At 39.1% G+C, this 23400-nt stretch carries 14 protein-coding genes; 10 read left to right on the forward strand and 4 right to left on the reverse strand.

The features are described from left to right. The first annotated feature begins 297 nt into the window (after window positions 1-297). The 3 genes from L6494_RS14815 to L6494_RS14825 all read left to right on the forward strand — a co-directional run bounded on the left by L6494_RS14815 (window position 298) and on the right by L6494_RS14825 (window position 4769). Entirely contained in the window at window positions 298-783 is a 486-nt protein-coding gene (locus L6494_RS14815) for a CAP domain-containing protein (RefSeq protein WP_237988478.1), read from the forward strand. Window positions 784-1158: 375 nt separating this feature from the next. Next, window positions 1159-3717 carry a dynamin family protein gene (locus L6494_RS14820; RefSeq protein WP_237988479.1) on the forward strand — a complete coding sequence of 853 codons (2559 nt, stop codon included), beginning with the start codon at window positions 1159-1161 and terminating at the stop codon, window positions 3715-3717. 218 nt (window positions 3718-3935) lie between these two features. Then, on the forward strand, window positions 3936-4769 hold the full coding sequence (locus L6494_RS14825; protein WP_237988480.1) for a LysM peptidoglycan-binding domain-containing protein: 834 nt from the start codon (window positions 3936-3938) through the stop codon (window positions 4767-4769). Window positions 4770-4840: 71 nt separating this feature from the next. On the opposite strand, the gene L6494_RS14830 is transcribed toward L6494_RS14825, so the two are convergent. Next, window positions 4841-9490 (reverse strand): nSTAND1 domain-containing NTPase, encoded by a 4650-nt coding sequence (locus tag L6494_RS14830; protein ID WP_237988481.1) that lies wholly within the window; start codon window positions 9488-9490, stop codon window positions 4841-4843. A 767-nt stretch (window positions 9491-10257) separates the two neighbouring features. Between L6494_RS14830 and L6494_RS14835 the strand changes: the two genes are divergently transcribed. The 4 genes from L6494_RS14835 to L6494_RS14850 all read left to right on the forward strand — a co-directional run bounded on the left by L6494_RS14835 (window position 10258) and on the right by L6494_RS14850 (window position 13421). Then, a complete protein-coding gene (locus L6494_RS14835) occupies window positions 10258-10851 on the forward strand; it encodes a CBS domain-containing protein (protein ID WP_237988482.1) in 594 nt (197 codons plus the stop codon). 439 nt (window positions 10852-11290) lie between these two features. After that, complete coding sequence (locus L6494_RS14840; RefSeq protein ID WP_237996013.1) at window positions 11291-11755, forward strand: ankyrin repeat domain-containing protein; 465 nt, start codon at window positions 11291-11293, stop codon at window positions 11753-11755. Then, the gene (locus tag L6494_RS14845; protein WP_237988483.1) at window positions 11742-13028 is read left to right on the forward strand and encodes a SagB family peptide dehydrogenase; all 1287 of its coding nucleotides are present in this window, start codon (window positions 11742-11744) and stop codon (window positions 13026-13028) included. Before L6494_RS14840 ends, L6494_RS14845 begins: the two co-directional genes overlap by 14 nt. Window positions 13029-13046: 18 nt before the next feature. Next, complete coding sequence (locus L6494_RS14850; RefSeq protein WP_237988484.1) at window positions 13047-13421, forward strand: hypothetical protein; 375 nt, start codon at window positions 13047-13049, stop codon at window positions 13419-13421. Window positions 13422-13470: 49 nt separating this feature from the next. Here L6494_RS14850 and L6494_RS14855 read toward each other — a convergent pair whose 3' ends face one another. After that, window positions 13471-13932 carry a hydrogenase maturation protease gene (locus tag L6494_RS14855; RefSeq protein WP_237988485.1) on the reverse strand — a complete coding sequence of 154 codons (462 nt, stop codon included), beginning with the start codon at window positions 13930-13932 and terminating at the stop codon, window positions 13471-13473. Between the two features lie 361 nt (window positions 13933-14293). On the opposite strand from L6494_RS14855, the gene L6494_RS14860 reads away from it, so the two are divergent. After that, window positions 14294-18532, forward strand: a complete 4239-nt coding sequence (locus tag L6494_RS14860) for a chemotaxis protein CheB (protein WP_237988486.1) — start codon at window positions 14294-14296, stop codon at window positions 18530-18532. A 374-nt stretch (window positions 18533-18906) separates the two neighbouring features. Beyond that, on the forward strand, window positions 18907-20931 hold the full coding sequence (locus tag L6494_RS14865; protein WP_237988487.1) for a BamA/OMP85 family outer membrane protein: 2025 nt from the start codon (window positions 18907-18909) through the stop codon (window positions 20929-20931). 32 nt (window positions 20932-20963) lie between these two features. On the opposite strand, the gene L6494_RS14870 is transcribed toward L6494_RS14865, so the two are convergent. Both L6494_RS14870 and coaD read right to left on the reverse strand, forming a co-directional pair. After that, window positions 20964-21650, reverse strand: a complete 687-nt coding sequence (locus tag L6494_RS14870) for a DivIVA domain-containing protein (RefSeq protein WP_237988488.1) — start codon at window positions 21648-21650, stop codon at window positions 20964-20966. Continuing rightward, window positions 21542-22111: a pantetheine-phosphate adenylyltransferase gene (coaD, locus tag L6494_RS14875; RefSeq protein ID WP_237988489.1), complete on the reverse strand. Its 570-nt coding sequence runs from the start codon at window positions 22109-22111 to the stop codon at window positions 21542-21544. The genes L6494_RS14870 and coaD overlap by 109 nt, the downstream gene beginning before the upstream one ends. 262 nt (window positions 22112-22373) lie before the next feature. On the opposite strand from coaD, the gene lgt reads away from it, so the two are divergent. After that, window positions 22374-23234: a prolipoprotein diacylglyceryl transferase gene (gene lgt / locus L6494_RS14880; RefSeq protein WP_237988490.1), complete on the forward strand. Its 861-nt coding sequence runs from the start codon at window positions 22374-22376 to the stop codon at window positions 23232-23234. Window positions 23235-23400: the final 166 nt, after the last annotated feature.

Consider the following 23400-nt stretch of genomic DNA (forward strand, 5'->3'; position numbering starts at 1 on the left):
CTCTCTTTGGTGACTAAGTGTATAAGTAGATTTTAGTTGAATCTATATAAAACTAGAAGCGAGATTAACAAAATCAAATCTGCTGCTAAATCTATAAGTCAGTTTTGCTGGAATTTATGTAGTAGAAGCAAGGTAAAACAAACCATACTTTTTCATAAAGTTCACGTTCTGCATTGCACATTACAAGGATAAAAGCTACAAATATGTAGACTCTATTCTTCTACATAGATATGCTGAATTACTTTCTTAGATTTGGAACATATTCAACCTTTCACAACTAAAAAAAGCAACGAAAACATGGCTAAATTTATAGTTAAAACAAGCTTACTAGCTGCGGCTATTGTTCTGCTTAATGCTGGACAACAAGTTCAAGCCTCTACATCAAACCAAGTAATTCAATTAGTTAATCAAGCTAGGTCTCAAGGACGTGTGTGTGGAAACCGAAGATTTAATGCTGCAAGGCCAATATCTGCAAATGGTAGCCTGAATCGTGCTGCACAGGTACATAGTTCAGACATGGCTGCAAGAAGGCAAATAAGTCATACAGGTTCTAATGGTAGTTCTGTTGGACAGCGCACAAAGCAAGCTGGGTATCAATGGAGAGCTATTGCTGAGAATGTGGCTGTTGGTCAAAACTCTACGAGTGCTGTAGTCCAAGCATGGCTAAAAAGTCCAGGACATTGCGTTAATATTATGAACCCAAATTATACCGAGGGTGGTGTAGGCGTTGTTCGGGGTCGTGATAACAGGCTTTATTGGACAATGGTCTACGGTAGACGTTAAAGCAATTAGCTTGCACAAGTGTATAAGTTAATTGAAGGAAAACGTATCTAAAAATAGAAGCAGGAAAACAAATTACCTTAATTTCTTGCTTCTACTCATCTGTATTTCCAGGTTTTATCTCACTGACACACCCCAGATAGGAGATATTTTTCAATTTAGAAATACGTAAAAAATAAACGGTATTCACTACAAACTTAACTACAATGCTCGTTGTTTAAATTAAAGTAAGAGTAAGAGTATAAGTTAAGTGAACTTGCATTTATCTAAAAGTGGAAGTAAAAAAGCAGAAATAATGATTTCTGCTTAGTATTAAGGCTAGTTGATATAAACTTAAATTTTTAAAAATATCAATCATATACAGGGAGGATCAATTCAATGACTTTTGCAAAGCAAATTGATGAAATTATTGGTAAGCGTCACGAGCAAGCAAATATATTAGCAGGTGTTATAGAAAAATGGAGAAATCTTAAAAAGGAACTGGAAATACTTGAGCAAGAACGAAATAACCACATTTCAATTATTTCGGATACCAACTCCAATGCTTATTTACGTTTACAGAAGATTAATTTATCAGCATGGATCAAGAAAATTAATAATAAGATAGATGAATTAGATAATCTCAAAACACGGTTATCTCGCGGAACATTGAATATTGGCGTAGTAGGAAGAATGCGTCAAGGAAAAAGCCAATTACTACAAAGTTTAACGGGACTAACTAATGCTGAAATTCCTACTAGCTCAGATGGAGTATGTACAAGAATTTTGAGTAAAGTTTTTCATGAACCAAGCACAGTCAGAAATGAAATCCAATTTCATTCTGCTGATTCTTTACTAGAAATTATTCATCTATACTACGACATTCTGGGATTAGCTACTAACTCTAAACCAAAATCTATAGATGATTTCCACTCCATAAAGAATGAAGATTTTCCCAGGCTACCTCCAGAGATAATAAAGAAAAATCCCAGTGCCAAATATCTTTACGGGATTCTTCGCGGCAATTATTATAGCAACTATGAAGAATACAAAAAACTCCTTACTGGACAACTTCAAGTAATTCCTCAAGCAGAAATAATTAATTATGTTACTAGAAATCAACAAAATAGTAACGTGAGACCAAATAGCAAATATCTGTCAGTAAGAGAACTGAGGATATTTTGCGAATTTCCTGATGGCGATGAAGTAGGCAAAATTGGAGTAGTTGATTTACCTGGTTTAGGTGATGATGACGTATCAGATGCGGAGTTATTAATTAAAACTATCAAGCAAGATATTGACTTTATTCTATTTGTCCGCAGGCCTGATACGAAAGGAGATAATTGGCAAGAAGCTGATAGAAAAATGTATGGATTAGCAGAAAAAGCTCTTGAGGGTTTTCCTATTAAAGAATGTTCTTTTATAGTTTTAAATAAAGACAAAGATAACCCTATTAAAAGTGAAAAAGATTGCAACCGTTTTCGTGATGAAGTTAAAGAACAAGGACTTGTAGTTTCCAATGTAGTAATTGCTAACTGCACTAACTCTGCTGATGTTAAAAAAGAAGTTCTGACTCCTGCTCTAGAGAACTTAACTAAAAATATTGGCAGGGTTTATGAGCAATATTTACGTTTTCACAATCAAGATTTAATAACTTTTCAGAAGGAAATTTCTCATATCCTAAGTGAAGCATTTAAAGCTACAGAAGGCTTTCAATCTACAGAAAATGAAGAGTTTAATGATTGGTTTGAAGATAAAATTTGGGTGGAAATGAGGAAGAAATTCAACCAAGAAAATAAGAACCTATTGAATAATCAGAATAAACCCCATGAGGAGTTTGAAAAAGAAGTCAATAACGTTGTAGAAAAGTGTTTAAATGGAAAAGCCAAAATTGTTCCAGACACGAATGAAATTGAAGATTTATATGCTAGTTGTGGTAGTTCCTACAAAATGGCGTTCTATATGTGTATTAACGAAGTTAAAACAAACCTAATTAGGGAATTTAAAACATTAGACAAGGCATTAAAAAAATCGGAAATAAAATTACAATTATCAGTAGCTAAAATTTTGTACGAACAGGGTTGGCTTGAAAAACATAGCTCTTTTCAAGAATATAGCTTAAAAGAGGAAGAGTGTGTCGATTTTTTTGTTAAAGTCAAAGAACTAGTTCCTCAACATAGAAAAGAGCTTAAGCAAGCTTTTGAAGAAATTCAACAGTGTACCGATACATATGGAGACACTATTATCAGTTGGATTCAACCTCATCTTGATACTCTAAAACCTGACCAACATCTTGATCCAATATCTAGAAAACAATTTTTCACTGATGAATCTAATTTAATATCTCAACAAGTTAATGAACTTCAGCAGACAGTTGTCAATCTATCTGAAGAGGAAGTTAACAAGTTGGATAGCACAATGCAACAACTTACAGATGATATTAAAGCTGAGTTACTGTCTAAAATGATGGAAGCTATATCGCAATATATGCCTTTTCCTTTATCGCAGAAATTAGTTCAAAATATTTTATATCTTAGCTTGCAAAAAGCATATGTTTTGGTAAAAGGATTTATTAATAGTTCCGCATCTGAAAGCATTGCTACCAATACATTACCTTCTCCAAACAAACCACAAATGGAAAAAATAGAAGAATCAATTATGTCAGAGATTGATTCTTTACGTAAGAAAGTTGTAGAAGACTGTCAGCATACTTTGAAAGATAAGCTAAACTTCCCTAATAAAGAAGCACATACAAAATTTGACAAATTTTTCGCTAATGCTATAGCTTTTAACAAAGCTGAGACTGCATGGCGAGATTTTTATCAATACGAGAAAAATCAAGAACTCTGGCCAGGTGCTAAATCTAAGGAAAATGCTCAACAGCTAGAGAAGGAATGGCAAGATTTAGTAAATAATGCGATAGATGCAAGCAGTGCTGATGGTTTAGTGTTACCTTGATGTGGATTTTTTCAAGATTCAAATATCCTTTAGATTTGCCATTTTGCAAACCAGATTCACAATCTATCAAGAGTCTCCTTCTCAGCAAGAAAACATCACACAAACCAATACAACATCCTATGAATCTTAAACCTTATTTTCTACAGCATTCAATGATTTCATTACTCAAGACTAAAAAATTCATCCGCAGCATTAATAAATTCCCTGCTATTGGATTAATGATATTTTCCTCTTTAACTGGCTCATTGTTATTACCTGAACTTGGCGATGCTGTTTTCCAAAAAACTGATGCTGTCGCCCAAGCGCAACAGGGAAATGGAACTCGACACACAGTACAACCTGGTGAGTTCTTATCAAATATTGCTGAGAGATATTATGGTGATGGTGGCGAAGCTTCTTGGAGAAGAATTTATGAGGCTAATCGGGGTGTAATTGGGCCTGATCCTACACAACTCAGGGCGGGAATGGTACTGGTTATACCTGGAAATAATCAGCCTCGGCCTAATCCTGTTGCTAATAGGGGCAGTTTTCAAGATATGCTATTAGCACTTGGACGAAGAGAAACAGGGCGACAAAATCCCCCCTATAATATTGAGAATTCCTTAGGTTTTATGGGTAAGTATCAATTCGGTGAAGCTCTATTAATTGACTTGGGATATTACAGAGCTAATACTTACTACGGACAACCGGGTGTTAACAAGAATTATTGGCGCGGTACATGGACGGGAAAAAATGGTGCTAATAGCAAGCAAGATTTTTTAAATAATAAAAATAATGTCCAAGAAAGAGCAATTAGCGAGGCTATGAGTTTGAAATGGAGTCGTCTCAATGGTGAACTCCAACAGAGAGGACGTTCTACACGGGATTTTATCGGGCGGAGACAAAGAGGAATAGTCATCACTAGTTCTGGACTTCTGGCGGCTTCTCATCTACGTGGTCCAAAAGCAGCTGCGGAAATGTTACTGTTTGATAGGGACAACCCCGATGAAAATGGTACGTCTATTTTTGCTTATTTGAACGAATTTAGGGGATTTAGAACGCCTTTTGACTAGAAAAACCAAAATATAGCTGTAGAGCGCGTCAGATTGAGATTTAACTGACGCGCTCTACATATTGGATATTGTTACTGGGGGAGTCTTTTACATAAATTGCGATCGCTCTCATTCACTTTGATGTTATGTTGCAAATAATCACTCACCCAACTGCAACTATCAACTAGTAGCTGATTTGTGTTCAAGTTCAAATCCCAGAGAATTAATTTTCCAGTCTTGTCAACTGAAGCAAGAGTTTTACCATCTGGGTGGAAATCGAGACTAAAGACGTAATCATCATGTCCTTGATAGGTTTCCAGTTCCTTCCCGTCAAGACTCCAAAGTTTAACTTTGTAATCTAAACTAGCAGTTGCAATTGTTTTACCATCTGGACTAAATCTCACATGAAAAACACCAGCATTATGTCCTTTAAGAGTCGTAATTAATTCACCTGCCAGCGTCCAAAGTTTGACTGTTTTATCTTCACTAGCAGTTGCAATTATTTTGCCATCTGGACTAAAGCTGACACTATGAACTCCATCATTATGTTGAGCAAAAGTGTTTAGTAATTTACCGTCAAGCGTCCAAAGTTTGACTTTTTTGTCCCAACCAGCAGAGGCGATAATTTTACCATCAGGGCTAAATGTAACACTATTAACCCCCTCTCCATCTTCATCTTGACCTTTTTTATGTGCTGTAATGGTATGAATTAATCTGCCATTCAAGTTACGAATCTCGATAGTACCATTATGTCCAGCACTAGCAATGGTATTACCATCTGGACTAAAACTGACTTGCCAAATCCATTTTTGATCATGTCCTTGAAAAGCATTTATTTTATTACCTAAAAGATTCCAAAGTATGATATGTCCATCTTTAGTTGCGGCAGCTATAATCTGTCCATTAGGGCTAAAACTAACGTTGGTAAACTCTTTATTCTCGCATTGGAGAGGTTTAAGTAACTTCCCCGAATGCTCCCAAATTTTAACGGTTTTATCTTTACTAGCAGTGGCATATTTATTACCATCAGGACTAAAACTTAAGCTATAAATAGCATCTTTATGTGCCTGATGGATTTGATATTTATCCTTTTTGATTTGCCAAATTTTAGCTGTACCATCTTTGCTAGCTGTAGCCATCATCTTGCCATCAGGACTAAAATTAACGCTCCAAACCCAATCTTTATGTCCCTGGAGAGTTTGAATTTCTTCGCCTGATTCACTCCATATTTTTACTGTTGTGTCTGCACTACTGCTAGCAATAAGGGTATTATCTGGACTAAAACTCACACTAGTAACAGCATTTTTATGACCATTAAATGTTTTGAGTAAATTTCCTTTTATACTCCATATTTTTGCAGTTTCATCCCTACTAGCGGTAGCAATTTTCTGACCATCTGGACTAAAAGTAACGCTCCAAACCCAATCTTTATGTCCATTCAGAGTTTGCAGTTCTCTTCCATCTAGATTCCAAAGTTTTACTGTTTTATCTTGACTGGCACTGGCAAGAATATTACCATCAGGATGAAAACTCAAATTTAGAATAGGTTGATCATGTCCTTTGAAGGTTCTGATCAATTTACCTTCCTCATTCCAGAGTTTAATATCTCCTTTGGCATCACCCATAGTAATTATCTTACCATCAGGGCTAAAACTTACACTATCAACCTTGATATTATTGCCTAATAGGGTAGTAATTAATTTACCTTCTATTGTCCAAAGTTTAACGTTACCATCCCAACTTGATGTAGCAATTGTTTTTCCTGTCGGACTAAATTTGACACTACGGACTAAATCTGTATGTCCTATGAGTGTGGCAATTTCTCGCCCTGTTACAGTCCATAATTTTACAGTTTTGTCCTGACTGGCAGTAGCAATAATTTTACCATCTGGACTAAAACTAACATCTGTCACCTCATCTTCATGTGTTTCTAATTGATTGCGTTTTGTAACTTTATAAAGTGCCTCTTGTAATACAACATCGACTTGCTTTTGAAGTTTACTCTTATCTTGAAATACATCAAATGTTAAATTAGGAATTGTTTGCTGGATTTTTTTAGATGCTTTCAAGCCTTCTATAATAGCATCAAAATATTCACCTGAATTTAAAAGAGCTTTGCTTGATACACTAATAGCTTTAATTTCATTCCAACGTGCATTCTGCGATTGCCACCAAGCTACTCCAGCCAGTATCAATGTGAATACTAAACCACCACTAAGTCCTAACATAATCAGTTTTTGTCTGTGATTATGTTGACGTTGTTCCTGTTGTTGACGTGTAATACTAGCATTAATAAAATCTTGCTCTAGTTGTGTTAATTGTTCTCTTTTTTGTTGATACCAATATGATGCTATAGCTAGCCGCGTTCCTGTTAATAATATATCAGTGTTAGGATTATTTTTTTCCCATTCACGCACTTCTGGCTTGATCATTTCTTGCCAAATGCGAAACTCCCGGTTAATTTCTATCCAGTCCCGTAAGGTTGTCCATTCACGAATTAATGCTTCATGAACAATTTCTACTGTTTCTATTTGCTCAATTTCATCCCATTCCGTAACTACTAAACGTTTATCGGCTAAATGTTTCACTAAACTCCAGTTTTCTGGTTTCACATCGTGACGAGTCGCCACACGCTTAGTATCTTCTGTTCCTTCCCCTGGACGCACTAATTGAATAAATACTTTTTCTGCTTGTTGTTTTTCTTGTACAGATAGGGAATTAAAGACTTGATCTGCGTGTTTTGCTAAAGCTTCTTCTAAACCGCCAATTTCTGCATAAGCTTGATGTGTTAAATACCAATTCTTCTGTTTTAACCAAAGCTGTGTAAGTGCAAATTCCAACAAGGGTAAACGACCAGGATGATTACCTACATCATTAATTAGGTTACTTGTTAGCCCCTCTTCTAGTTCCACCTTCATTTTTAAAGCAGGTTTTTCAATTACATCTTGTAATTCCTCCTTTTCCATTGGAGTTAATAACAAAGGGGTGTATTGTTGCAAAACTTTAGCCATCGGGGGATAATCGAGTGCAATTCCCAAAAAATCCGCTCGCATTGTCAAGACTAAAGTAAACTGGGAAGCATAATTGACTGCTAAAAGTAGTGCATTAAGAAAGCTGTAGGATTCGGCTGTCTCGGTAAGAGTATAAATTTCTTCAAACTGGTCTGCAACTAACACAAAATGCTTATTTTTTGTAGAAACAATAATGTTTTCAATAAATTGGTATAATAGATTTTCATCGTGCCGCAAGTTGATACCTAATTCTAGTTCTGCTAATCTATTGGCAATATTTGTTGATATATCTGTTAGGTTTTGTTCCTGAGAATGAAGATATTTGCTTAGGGCGATCGCTAAAGCATCAAATGGATATTTCCCTGGGCGAAAACTGACTATTTCTACATTACCATTTGCTTGTAAATGGGGAAGCAAGCCAGCAAAAACCACAGAAGATTTTCCACTTCCAGAAGCACCCATTACAGGTACTATTGGTTGATTATTTACCGCTTCTACTAATTGAGTAATAAACTTTTCTCTACCAAAAAAGAAATCTGCATTTTCCTGACGAAACGCAGATAAACCTTGATAAGGACACTCAGGAAGTTCGCCAGTCAGCCCTCCTAAATTTTCCCAAGTGGGTGGGGGAGTAATTGTATTTTGACAGATAATTGGTAACCAGCTTACCCCCGGTAGTCGCTTCTCAATATCTTTGTCGTCTGCAAGTTCTTTGAGTTTATCTCTTGCTTGTCTAACTGAATTAAATAACGATTCACCTTGGGAAAACGAACTTAAAAAATATTGGAGAAATTTTTGTGCTGACTTATCAGGTACAGCTTCCCGCCAAACAATAATATAGGGCAAATTTAAATCTGCTAATTGTCTTGCTAAACCTAAACCATCACAAGAGTTAAAAATTGCTAATTTTAACCCTTTACTAATTGCCGATCGCAGAGTTTTTTTAATTTCTTCCAAGCTTAAACTATCATCGGCATTAATATTAATTACACCAGTTTGACCATCACTTTTAGTTGCACTATGACCTGCGAAAAATAAAATATCGTAAGCTTCTTCCCACAAGGCATTAAAATCAGAACGATTTGGTTCTTTAAGAACTATCAGTTCTGCTGCTCGTTTATGCAGATGTTGCAGTAGTTTTTGATCTACAATAGTATCAATATTCCTACTATCACCAAAAATACTGATAATTCTTGCTCTTCTAATTTTACCATCATTCAATGATTGTTCTGATATTCTAGTAGTGGGAGAGTAAGTGTTAAAACAAACAGCAGCTTCACAGGCAGAATTTCCTGATAATAAATCCCACTCCTGCCAAGGTAGTCGATGCAAAATATCTTTGGTTGCCAAACAAGTAATTTTCTCTGTGTGGATAACTAGACTAATCTCTAAATTTGGGTGAGAGGGTAGTATCTGGATTAATTTTGAATGTAGCGGGGAAAGCCATTCATGTAATCTATGCCGTAAAGACTCTGCATAGTTAAGACAATCTGTTTTGGATATATGAGTTACTTGGTTACTTTTGAAACTACCCCTATAGCCGTTAAGTATTGAGTAGTATTGTTGTTTCCAACGTTGATACAGAAGAGGAATTTCTTGATCTGGGGGTAGATAGACTTCTAATTCTGTGGTTTGGCCTTGTGCATTTGCTAGTGTCACTTCAAGCTGATTTTTACCAAATCCGCCCTCAAAGTCCCCTTCGCCAAACTCTAATTTGACCCATATTTCCATATGAAACCTTAAGTGATTTAACTGATGATATTAGGTGTGCTAATTTTTATATTAGCTGTTTTTAGTTATTTATACTTAAGGAATTAGCAAGAATTTATATTATTTGGCAATATTTTTAGACTGTCTATCCACCTGAAAAAATAGCTAGCATGATACGACATAACCATCAAAATGGCTATTAATGTAGTAATTTTTAAGCGGTTTTAACGAATATATACGGCAATGTTTATAAACATTCATAATCTAAACTTATCAGAGTGATAATATATAAGTAAGCTAAATTGTTGCTAGTGAACCAATACCTCAGCAAAAAGCGATTAAAGGGTTATCGCAGACATTCCTACCTTAATACTGGTCTAGCGAAGAAATGTAATGGACAGTAAGATAGCCAGGATTGACGCAAGAGTCACAATTGGTGGTTGGTGCGTGACGCTATAAGTCTCATGACTACGTTCAAATATTCTCGCTGCGTCACGCACCCTACAGAAAAAATATGCCAGTTGCGTAAGTCCTAATAGCTTCAATTGGATGGAAACTGTGTAAATCTATCTCTCAAAGTAACCAGAATTATTAAGGTATTAAATAGTTACGAAACTGCATAAAAGGTATGTCTAATTACCTAAAGCTTTTTCAGACAGCAGCAAATTTAATAACTCACAATTCCATTGGAATTGGGGTTAAGTATGCAGTCTATGCAAAAGCAGTTTGGGACAATTGCAGCAGTTTAGAAATAATTCCCGTCCTTGCAAACATAAGGAGCAGTAATTATGAGAGCCAAACAAATTATGACTCAAGATGTAGCTACTATTCGCGGTTCAGCAACTGTAGCAGAAGCAGTCAGACTATTGAGGCTCAAAGGACTGCGAGCGTTAATCGTAGAACCTCGTCATAGTGCTGATGCTTACGGTATTGTAACCGTTGCTGATATTGCAGGTAAGGTTGTGGCTTATGGTAAAGACCCTGAAAAAATTCATGTCTACGAAATCATGAGTAAACCCTGCATCGTTGTTGATCCTGACCTCGATGTAGAATATGTAGCACGATTATTCTCAACCACAAATATATGGTGTGCGCCTGTAATTCAAGGTGAATTAATGGGCGTGATTTCTGTTACTGATATTGTGAGCAAGGATGACTTTATGGCTAAACCCAAACTAGTATTCTTGCGTAAAGAACTGCACAAAGCTGTTTCTGATGCACGGGCGATTTCTGCTAACTATGGGTCAGACTCTAAACGAGCTATTGAAGCTTGGGATTTCGTAGACGAAATTGAAGCAGAAGCACGTTATTATGGCTTACCAAAATCCGAGAAATCCACTAGAGAGATATTTGCTGAAAAACCACAGCTAGTTAGCATCTAGCGTTAGAAGTCAAAAGTAAAAAGGTAAAGATAAAAAAAGTTTTACTGCCTTTTTACTTTTTAGAGTCTGAGTTTACAACTCTAACTTTCAGAATTCTATAGCATTGTGTTTAGAAATGGTGGGCATTGCTCACCATTACCTTTATTAGACCTTTTGCAAAAGTCTGAAAATGAGATGTGTCATTTTGAATGAAATGTAGAATCTTTGAGATGTTTCGCTTCGCTCAACATGACAGCTTATAGCGTTTCTTAATCACATGAGGTATATCATAGCCCCCTCCTTGCGGCGGAGAGAAGTCTGAGCGGCGGTTTCCGCCGAACAGAACTTCGGGGGAGGGGGTTGGGGGTGGGGTTCTTGTACCTCACTAGAACGATAACCGCTATAAGCATTTATGCAAGAGGTCTATTGTGCAAATTGTTTCTAAATACAACAACCAATGATGAATCAAATCAGTAACCCCAATTTTAGTACAGCAACTCAACAATGGTTGATAGCGAACGGTTACAGCATTCAAGACTTAAATCAGCCTGGGGAAAATGGCGATACAGCTTTGATGAAGGCTACAAGGGAAGGAGTTTACACAGTCGTGAAAGAATTAATTGATGCGGGTGCGGAGATTAATGCCAAAAATAATGATAGTAATAATGCTTTATGGTTTGCTTGTTTTGGCAATCACTACGATTTAATTAATTTGCTCCTAGCTGCCAAAATTGATATCAATAATCAAAATGATAATGGTGCAACTGTTTTAATGTATGCCGCTTCATCTGGTAAAGCAGAAGTTGTGAAATTACTTTTACAATACCATCCTAACTTAGATTTAAAGAATTTGGATGACTATAGAGCCATAGATTTTGCTAGCACAACAGAAGTTTTAAGGATATTGAAAAATGCGTCAAGATAATAGTTCTGGTAAAGCTTACCATGAGGCTACCAAGCATTCTTACTTATCGGTGCAGCTTGATCCAAATTATATTGATGCTTCAACTCAACCAATTGCATTTAAAGTTTATCCAAAGTTTTATAGAAGAGTGAAATTAAATCTCAATAATAAAATTCACTCTTTTATTTGGTTAACTAGTGCAGTTACTTTAGAGAAGGTATATAACAATGTTCCCTACAAACTGCGGGTAAATCCATCAGCTGGCGCACTGTATCCTACGGAGGTGTACGTACAGATTCGAGGTGTGTCGGATATAGTAGATGGTATCTATCATGTAGAAGTTGAGAATAATTGTCTAACACTCATCTATGAATTAATTGATGATGGGTTAGAGAGTTATATTATACCGAACAAAAGTATAAGCGGATTCATTTTTTTCATTAGTTCTGTTTATTATAGGTCTAGTTGGAAATATAAAAACAGGAGCATAAGATATTGCCTGTTAGATAGCGGACACCATTTAGGTGCTATTGCAGCTTCAGCTTATCTTCATGAACGTGATATCCAGCTAATTTTTGACTTTGATAAACTTGCTCTCAATACAGCTTTAGGGTTTGAGAATAAAGAGTTTATTACGGCTTGTGTGGTATCTGGTGAAGCACAAGATCAGAAAGTTAGACAACTCAGACTGAAAGTTCCTTTTGTTTGTGGTACAGATTATTTTGAAGCTAATCAATTTATTGAAGATAGCTATCAAACAACAGCTTGTCAAACAAGTCATCAACAACAACTTAAGCAGCCTCAATTTGATTTTGAACCAGACAAATTTTATGAAACTGTCTGGAATAGACGTTCAATTAGACGTTTCCGGAAAGAGTCTATTTTGCAAGAACAATATTTATATGTCTTGCAAAAAATAGAGCAGTCAATCCCCACAGAAAACTTTGAGGAAGTAGAAATTTACTCTGTGGTGCATCGTGTTGAGGGAATGTTACCAGGGTTATATAAAGGCGCGAATTTGATTAAAGCAGGTAACTTCAGCGAACAGACTGGTTACTTGTGTATTAATCAAGCAATAGCGAAAGATTGTGGTGTGATTTTCTTTTTTGTATGTGAATATACCAGCTATCAAACAGCTATGCAGATAGCGGGGTTTCTGGGACAAAGAATTTATCTGGTGAGTAATTATATAGGCATTCAATGTAGTGGCATTGGTGCTTTTTATGATAATGAAACTCAGGAATTCTTAGAAACAGATAAAGATGTGCTTTATGCAATGGCAATTGGAATTTAAGTAGGGATGTAAACAGAAATGAGCGGGCAGAGGTATCATTTTAACGGTGATGACTATCATCCTATGCAGCAATCATCGGCTGATATTATATTGAGACAGCAACTAGAGTATTCGATTAGTAGATACTTTTACGAAGCGTGCGATCGCACTCTACAAAATCTGCTATCTAATTGTCGATGGTATGTGACAACCCAAGCCAACGCCATGACGTTGGTGATTGAATGTCCCGATCAAGTTACCAACTGGCGGGTTTTACAAAAACTTGTCCCAATGGGGAAATTGCTCAACCAAATAGTTAGCAGTGCTAAAATTCGGGTTTGTCCCCCAGAAAGTGAAGGTGTACCGTTTGAAATGAGGGTAGATGAACTCTCTGTTTATCGGGATATGGCCTAAGTGGGAGACAAGGGAGACGAGATTTTTCCCCGTCCCCAGTCCCCAGTCCCTAACTACGAATTATTGTAATTATTTTCTCAAATACCAAATCAGCCGAATTTTGCACCATAGGACTTAAATCAAGTCCAAAATCAAGATTTGCTGCTTCAATTAAATAAACAGTCACCTCTTGGGGAAAATCATCTTGAAAGATTTTCCTACCGATGGCTAAAGCATGATCCCAACGAAAATCATGCAAATTATAACTAGGTTCTGGTAAGGCTGCCAATTCCTCACCAGGAACTTGAAACACTGCGCCAGGTTCAGCACCAGTTGAACTTGCATCAATAATGACTAATTTTTTACTCCCTCTAGCTTGAAACATTACCTCCATTCCGGCTGTTCCACAGTCATATACCTGCACATCAGGATGGGGATTTTCAGCTAGATATTTTTGTAGGCGTTGAGCAATAATTACGCCTATACCGTCGTCACGGCGATTCAGATTTCCACAACCAATAATAGTGAGCATTTTGTATCCTATTATTCTAGTAGTCCATCAAATTTGAATTGAGGGATAAGCTTTTTTTGTAGTAAGGACTTTAGTCCTTAGAAAAATCAGGACTAAAGTCCTTACTACGAACCGTCAAAACTAACTTGATAGACCACTAGACTGTAGAGATGTTGTATGCAACGTCTCTACGTCATTGATTTGGTGCAACTTCATAGAGAATTGGTATTAATATACAATTTTTCTATCTACAGAGGGATTTATTTATTTATCATGTATCTGATGCACATGATGTAATCACATTTAGCTAGAGTGAAATTAGAAATATTAAAAATTTCATTAAGAAACATACTACATTCTCAATTGCGATCGGCTGCATATAATGAACTCTAGGCAATCTTCTGAAAATTTTCCATCTGATTCCTCTGACGAGCCACAGGAGAACCAAAATGAACTGTTTCCAATAGTTAGCATGGGTGCATCTGCGGGAGGATTACAAGCATTCACAGAATTACTCAGCCATTTGCCCACAGATACGGGTATGGGATTTGTGCTAATTCAGCATTTAAGTCCCCATCAAAAAAGTATGTTGACAGAGATTCTGGGTAGGACAACCCAAATGCCTGTAGTAGAGGCACAGGATGGGATGTGTGTAGAACCAAATCATGTCTACGTGATTCCACCCAACGCCGTGATGACAATTTCGCAAGGAGTATTAAAACTGTCACCGCGAGACAAAATCCAGGGGTTGCCTACGACAGTGGATACTTTCTTTTGTTCCCTAGCAGAAGATTACGGAAACAAAGCTATTGGAGTGATTCTATCGGGGGGAGACTCTGACGGCACAAAGGGACTGGAAATGATCAAAGATGCTGGCGGTATTACCTTTGCTCAGTGTGAAGCCTCGGCACAAGTCAGTAGTATGCCAAATACGGCTGTGGCTTCTGGTCATGTAGATTTTATCCTCACCCCGCAACAAATCGCTGAGGAGTTGGGAAAAATCAGCCGTCATCCCTACGTCAAACACCCTACCCCAATCCCACCAACAGAGGAGATACCAGAAAGCGGTAATGCGCTGGCGATAATCTTCCGGTTGTTGCGGGTGTCCACAGGTGTTGACTTTACCCATTATAAGCAGAATACTCTGAAACGGCGGCTTTCCAGGCGGATGATGTTGTACAAGCTGGAAAATTTGGAAGATTACGCTCGGTATCTCCAAAATAACCCGGCAGAAGTAACCGCGTTGTATCAGGATTTGCTAATTACTGTCACCAGTTTTTTCCGTGACCCTGAATCCTTTGCAGCCTTAAAAACCACAATTTTTCCGCTTATTGCCAAGGAACACCAGCCAGACTCGCCCATTCGCGTCTGGGTAGCTGGATGTTCCACTGGGGAAGAAGCCTACTCTATTGCTATTTGCTGGATGGAGTTTTTGGATGTTCAGAAAATCAATCTGCCCATCCAGATTTTTGCTACGGATATCAATGAGGTAGCAATTGAGAAAGCCAGAGGAGGGATTTACAAGCCCAACCAGGTAGCAGATATCTCTCCCGACCGTCTACAGCGATTTTTTGTGCAGGTAGATGGTAATTATCAGATTAGTAAGCCAGTGCGTGAACTGTGTGTTTTCGCTAGGCACAACCTGATTAATGATCCGCCATTTTCTCGACTGGATCTGATTACTTGCCGCAATGTATTAATTTACTTAAGCTCTCCTTTACAGAAAAAACTCCTGCCCATGTTCCACTATGGTCTCCAGCCAACAGGCTTTCTGATGTTAGGCACTTCGGAGACAGTGGGTGAGTTTTCTAACTTATTTACTTTAGTAGACAAAAAGTACAAGATTTATTCTCGAAAAATAGCACAGGCTCGGATCAGTATTGATCTGATGCCTAGTAATTATCCCCCAGACACTCTGAACCCTCTGCCCTCAATGCGAGAAGATACCTGGAATGGCCAAGAAATTTTGAAAGCAGCTGACAGGATTGTGTTGAATCAATATGCCCCAGTGGGGGTAATTATCAACAACGAACTGGAGATTTTGCAGTTTCGGGGACAGACTAGTTCCTATCTACAACCGCCACCTGGTAGACCCAGCTTTAACCTGCTGAAAATGGCTAAAGAAGAATTACGGATAGAACTACGCACCGCCGTCCACCAGGCTAAAAAGCAGAAGCTATCCGTGAGGAAGGAAGGCTTACAAATCAGAGAAGATCATCAAGTGAGGCTGGTGAAGATTGATGTGATTCCGTTCCAATCTGTGGCGGATACAGAACTGTACTTTATAGTGCTGTTTCAAGATATGCCCCCAGAAGTAGCTAGTGATGCTCGTACAGAAAATACTACTACTAGCGATGGACGCAATGTCAAATCTAGACGGGGCAAACAAGCGAGTTACGAGCAGGAAAACTCTCGGCTCAAACAGGAATTAGCAAATACTAAAGAATATTTGCAATCTATTATTGAGGAGCAGCAAGCCACTAATCAAGACCTGAGAGCAGCCAACGAAGAAATTCTCTCCAGTAACGAAGAACTGCAAAGCACTAATGAGGAATTGGAAACAGCCAAGGAAGAGATTCAGGCTACTAATGAAGAACTCTTCACAATTAACGCCGAACTACAACGACGGAACATTGAGTCCATTCAAATTAGTAACGATTTGCAAAATCTCCTGACTTGTATTAGTATTCCTATCCTCATGTTGGGTAGTGATCTGGCGATTCGGCGTTTTACTCCTGGAGCAGAGAGAATATTTAACTTGATTCCTACGGATGTGGGGCGACCGCTTAGTGATATTAAGCACAATTTAAATATTTCTGATTTAGAACCAAAAATTTTACAGGTAATTAGCACTCTTAATTATAAAACTCAGGAAGTTCAAGACGGAGAAGGGCATTGGTATGACCTAAGAATTAGACCATATCGGACAATAGACAACAAAATTGATGGTGCTGTGGTGATTTTGGTAGATATTGATGCTCTCAAAGAAAGTGCCAAGCAGCTGAGAGTATCCATAGATTATGCCCAAGCAATTGTGGATACAATGAGGGAGTCTCTAGTGGTTCTAGATAAAGACTTACGGGTGATCAGTGCCAATCAGTTTTTCTACGAAACATTCCAGACTATACCAGAAAATACAGAAAACTATCTCATCTATGAAATTGGTAATGGACAGTGGAATCTTCCCCTGTTGCGATCGCTCCTAGAAGATATTCTCCCCCAGCAAACCCAGGTTCAAGGTTTTGAGGTTGAGTGTAATTTTGAGGAAATCGGACACAAAATTATGCAGCTCAATGGCCGGAAAATGACTACACAAGAGAATCGAGAAATGATTCTTCTCTTGATTGAAGACATCACAGAACGAAAGCAATTGGAGGCAGAACGTACTCAACTTTTGGCTCAAGAAAAGTCAGCCCGGAATGCGGCTGAGGTAGCCAACAACGCCAAAGATGAGTTTTTATCAATTCTCTCCCACGAATTGCGAAACCCACTCAATGCTTTACTGGGTTGGTCGCATTTATTACAAAAGCATCAGCTTGATGAAGCAACTACTAATCAAGGTTTAGAAGCGATTGAGCGTAGCGCGCAGGCTCAAGCTCATCTGATTACAGATTTGCTCGACATTTCCCGCATTAGTTCTGGTAGGCTGCGTCTAGATGCTGAGACGATTGAGCTGATACCAATCATTGAATCTGCGATCGAGGTTGTCCGTCTCTCCGCAGAAGCCAAAAATATTCAACTTATCTCCAGGCTAGATCCTGCCTTTAGAAACATATTAGGTGATCCCACTCGCTTACAGCAGGTGATGTGGAATTTACTTTCTAATGCCATTAAATTCACCCCCCAAGGTGGCAGAATTGACATCACATTAGATTATACTGATCTTCATGCTCAGATCCAAGTTATTGATACAGGTAAAGGTATCAGTGCTGACTTTCTCCCCTATATTTTTGAGCGATTTCGTCAGGCTGATGGTAGCAGAACCCGCTCAAATCCTGGATTGGGATTGGGGCTATCGATTGTCCGCCATTTAGTAGAACTCCACGGCGGTACAATTGAAGCGGCAAGTCCAGGCGAAGGTCAAGGGGCAACTTTTACAATCACGCTACCTCTGCAAATTACCCAAGCAGAAATATCTGTACCGATTACACCAGTAGAAACTTCACTATCTAACCCCCCTATTTTATCTGTTGAGACATCTTATCTATCTACTGATGAAATTCCATCCTTAGAAGGTGTGCGGGTACTAATTGTAGATGACGAAACAGATATACGCCTGTTATTTAAAATAGTGCTGGAGGATTATGGCGCACAAGTAACAGAAGCGACATCAGCAAGGGATGCACTATCAAAGCTGACAGACAACCCTGGTAGTTACGATGTACTTTTATCTGACATTGGGCTACCACAGGAGGACGGTTATGCACTAATTCGTCAGGTGAGACAGTTGAGTGATGAAGCAACTAGAAAAATTCCCGCCGCCGCTCTCACCGCCTATGCTGGAAATGTGGAGTATGAAAAAGCTGTAGCCGCAGGATTCCAAACCCACCTTGCTAAACCTATTGAACCTCCTCAGTTGTTATCTGTGGTTGCTACTTTGGCTGGGAGAATTAGTAATTAAGAAAAACTTTAAAGAACCCCACCCCCAACCCCCTCCCCGCAAGCGGGGAGGGGGCTATTATTATATACGTCATGTGATTAGGAAACGCTATAAGAAACAAAATATCAAAATTAACGTTCTATTTAGGTAATAGCTATTAATAAAGTGAACAGTAGACCTCTTGCATAAATGCTGAATTTGTCATGTTGAGTGAAGCGAAACATCTCAAAGATTCTATATTTCATTCAGAATGACACATCTAATTTTCGGACTTTTGCCAGAGGTATAGTACATCTGCTCATAGTGGTGCAAGTGTTTGCGCTACTATGCTTGTACTTCATGGTGTTTTATTATTTTGAATGTTGTAGCTTTCTTCCCGTAGGGTATTGAAAATTATGCGTGTTTCTTCTACTGCAATTTTGACTTTAGCTACTTTGGCGGCTGGTAATGTTACTCAACAAGCCATAGCTGCACCTGTTACCGCCTCAAATCAGGTTACACCAGAGGAAAATTTAGTAGTTCCAGTAGTGGAAGAAACCCCCGCACCTCTCAACGCTGTGGCTGTACCGGAAACAGAGATGACTCCCCAATTTTCTCCATCTACAGTCATAGCTCAAAAACCTGTTGTTCTGCCTCCTACGTCTCCTGTTGTGAATCCACCAGCACCCAAGCCTACCACGACTGAAAGCGGTTTGGTTGTCACAGCTACTGATGTGCAGATAGTAGGCGCGACTCCTGAATTACAGCAAGTTATTCGCCAATTAATTAAAACTCAAACGGGAGGAGAAACCAGCGAAAGCCAGTTACAAAGGGATGTCGCCGCAATTTTGCAGACTGGTTTATTTGTTAATGCTAACGTCAATACCCGCATTACCCCATCAGGGTTAAATGTAGTATATCAAGTGCAGCCAGTGGTAGTGCGATCGCTCCAACTCGAAGGAGCAAAAGCCCTGACTTATCAAGTCGCCCTCAAACCTTTTCAATCCCAAATCGGTAAACCCATTAGTCCCGAAGGGCTGAAAGCAGCCGTCCAACAAGTAAATAAATGGTACGCCGACAATGGTTATAACTTGGCGCGGGTGTTAACTATTAAACCTAGTAATCAAGGTATTCTCACGGTTAATGTGGCGGAAGGTTTAGTCAGTGATATCAAGTTTCGCTTTGTAAATGACGATGGTAAAACCGTTGATAATAATGGTAATCCCGTTTCTGGACGCACCAAACCAGATTTCTTAAAGCAACAACTCCAACTGAAACCCGGACAAGTTTTTAAAGAAAATACTGTCCAGCAAGATGTCCAAAATTTGTATCGCACTGGCTTATTTCAAAGTATCAATGTCGCCTTTGAAGGCGATGCTAGCAACCTAGATGTGATTTACGAACTCAAGGAAATTGGGGCGCGGGGGATTAACTTGGGTGGTAGTTACAACGGCGATACAGGATTAATTGGAACTCTGAACTATCAAGACCAAAATATTGGCGGTAGAAATGATATTTTAAACGTCAATGTCGGCTTAAGTCGCCGGGATTTGCAATTTGATAGTAAATTTATTAGCCCCTATCGCGCTACGAATCCTGACCGTTTAGGCTACACCGTGAACATCTTCCGCAGTCGAGAACTTTCGGAAACCTTTGATGATGAGATTAAGTTAGCTAATGACGATAAAGTCCGTGAAGGTAAGATTGGTGCATCTATCAGCTTACAACGACCGATTGATGATTGGGATGCGTCTTTAGGGTTTAATTATACTCGTACCAGCATTCGCGATCGCCAAGGCAATATTAACTCTACTGATATTCAAGGAAACCCCCTCTCTGCTAGTGGTGCTGGCGTTGATGACTTAGCTACCGTCTCTTTCACCGCCACCAAAGACCAACGGGATAACCTGATTAATCCTACCAAGGGTTCTGTATTGAGTTTGAGTACAGAGCAATCTGTCCCCATCGGTCAAGGTAACATTTCCATGAATCGCCTCACAGCCAATTATAAACAGTATGTTCCAGTGCAGCTATTTAACAGCCAACAACCCCAAGTATTTGCCTTTAATGTGCAAGCTGGTACTGTCTTAGGTGACTTACCACCCTATGAAACCTTTAACTTAGGGGGTTCTAATTCCGTGCGTGGTTACGACGCAGGGGATGTAGGTAGTGGTCGCAGCTATGTACTAGCCTCTGCTGAATATCGCTTTTCCGTCTTACCAATCGTAGGGGGAGTATTGTTTGCTGACTTCGCCTCAGACTTAGGTTCTGGTGACACCGTTCTCGGAGACCCCGCAGGTGTACGCGGTAAACCCGGTTCTGGTTTTGGTTACGGTGCAGGAGTGCGAGTAGATTCCCCATTAGGTTTAATTCGCGCTGACTACGGCATTAGTGACCAAGGGGAAAGTAGAATACATTTAGGCATAGGTCAACGGTTTTAAAAGCAAGACGAGGCTTGAAAAAATAAATATATTTACTTCTTTTTCTGAGAGTGTGAATTTTGCTGTGATTGGCTATCTGCTCTGAGTTGTTGTCTGCCGTTGGTAATAACTCGTAACATATCTTTTAAGTCTTGCTCGATTCCTTCCAAGACATGATCAGCATATTCATCAGCACCACCTTCAATTTCTTGAGCTTGAGCGATCGCTATTTGTCGCATTTGTTCCAACTCTTCTTGACAAGCAAGCCGCTTCAATTCTATCTCATTGAGAGTATCCTTCATCATCGCCTCACACTCTTGCTGCACTTGTCGGCGCAGTTGTTCAGCTTGATGTTCCGCCTCCCTGATAATATCGCTCTCCGCTAGAATTTGCGCTCTTTTGGCTTGGGCAGCATCAACAAGTTGCTGTCCATATTCTTCTGCTTCTAGGAGAATTTCATCTTTTTGTTCTAGAATGGCGGCGGCTTCCTGAAACACTGACGGTAAGGAAACCCTGATGTAATCTAACTGTTCTAATAATTTTTCTTCATCTACTAGTGTCCGTCCCGTTAGGGGGATGCGGAAACTAGTAAGCATAATTTCTTCTAGACGATTAAGTTCTTCCTGAATATCTAAGCTTCCTGCTTGGGGAATTTCTCCGGGGGAGATTCCGTTGACGTACTCTGGGGGATAGCTTCCGTTGCGATTGGGTTCGCTATTGGATACTTGTGGTTGTAGCATTTGTATATATCTAGGGCAATGAGGGGAGGGACAAGATGATCGACTGAACCACCAAACCTTGCAATCTCTTTTACCACACTACTACTTAAAAAACTATACTCATTTGATGTTGCTAAAAAAACTGTCTCGATTTGGGTTGAAAGCGTTTTATTAGTATGTGCCATCTGTAGTTCTACTTCAAAGTCAGAAATAGCCCGTAGACCTCGTAATATAACTTGTGCTTTTCGTTGCTGGGCATAATTGACAGTTAAACCATCAAAACTATCTACTTTCACATTAGATAGATGTTTTGTCGCCAAACCAATCTGTTCTAGGCGTTGCGGTACGCTAAAAAGTGGTACTTTATTTGGGTTTCGCAATACAGCAACAATCACCTCATCAAACAACCGACTACCACGTTGAATAATATCGAGGTGTCCTAAAGTAATGGGGTCGAAGCTACCGGGATAAATAGCAATCACAATAAATCACGATATTTAATGTATCAAAGTTACTGAGGAGATTATATCGAAATTAGGTTACAGGTTACAGGTGACAGGTGATTAAGGACTGGGGACAAAGGATACAAGGGATACAAGGAAGTAAAAAGGTAGACAAAAAGAATCTTTTGCCCCAATACCCAAGACCCAATCCCCAGTTATTTAATTTTGAATTTTGAATTTTGAATTTTGAATTGATTTGTCCCCAATACCCAATCACTAATTACTATTTAGGAAATTTTACATGGTACTGGATCTTTCTATTTTGCCTTTGGCGTTTTTATTCACTTCCCCCGGCCCTATTCTGGTGGAAATCGGCCCAATTACTATTCGCTGGTATGGCTTATTAATCGCCTCTGCTGTCTTAATCGGTGTTAGTCTTTCCCAGTATTTAGCAAAACGCCGTCATGTTAATCCAGAGTTGCTGAGTGATTTGTCAATTTGGCTGGTAATTGCAGCCATTCCCGCAGCCCGAATTTATTATGTTTTATTTGAATGGTCAGAATATGCCCAAAATCCAGGCAGGATTATTGCGATTTGGCAAGGAGGTATTGCCATTCATGGGGCAATTATTGGCGGTACTTTGGCTGCACTGATGTTTGCCAAGCTTAAACGGGTTTCTTTTTGGCAATTAGCTGATTTAATCGCACCTTCGCTGATTTTAGGACAGGCGATCGGGCGTTGGGGTAATTTCTTCAATTCTGAAGCTTTTGGTCGTCCTACCAATTTACCTTGGAAATTGTACATTCCACCCGAAAGCCGCCCCCCAGTTTTAGCCAGTTATGAATATTTTCATCCCACTTTCCTCTACGAATCTGTGTGGAATTTAATGGTGTTTGCGCTGCTTATAACTTTATTCTTTCGCGGTTTATCGGGTAAGCCACGCTTGCGGGTAGGTACTTTATTTATGCTTTACCTGGTAGCTTACAGCCTAGGACGTTTTTGGATTGAGGGACTTCGCACTGATAGTTTGATGTTGGGGCCATTACGAATTGCACAAGTGGTCAGCCTCACTGGTATATCCTTGGGATTAGCTGGTTTAGCGTGGCTGTATCTCCGTAAACGCCCTTTACCTGACGTGGTTTCTCCCGTTAAGGAGGAGTAGGGAGGTTGAGCAGGGGACAGGGGACAGGGGACAGGGGACAGGGGACAGGTGACAGGTGACAGGGGACAGGTGACAGGGGACAGGTGACAGGGGACAGGTGACAGGGGACAGAGGGCAAGAAAGCAGGGGGAGAAAAACACAATTCCCAATTCCCAATTCCCAATTC

It is taken from the genome of Nostoc sp. UHCC 0870, assembly GCF_022063185.1.
Classification (GTDB): domain Bacteria; phylum Cyanobacteriota; class Cyanobacteriia; order Cyanobacteriales; family Nostocaceae; genus Trichormus.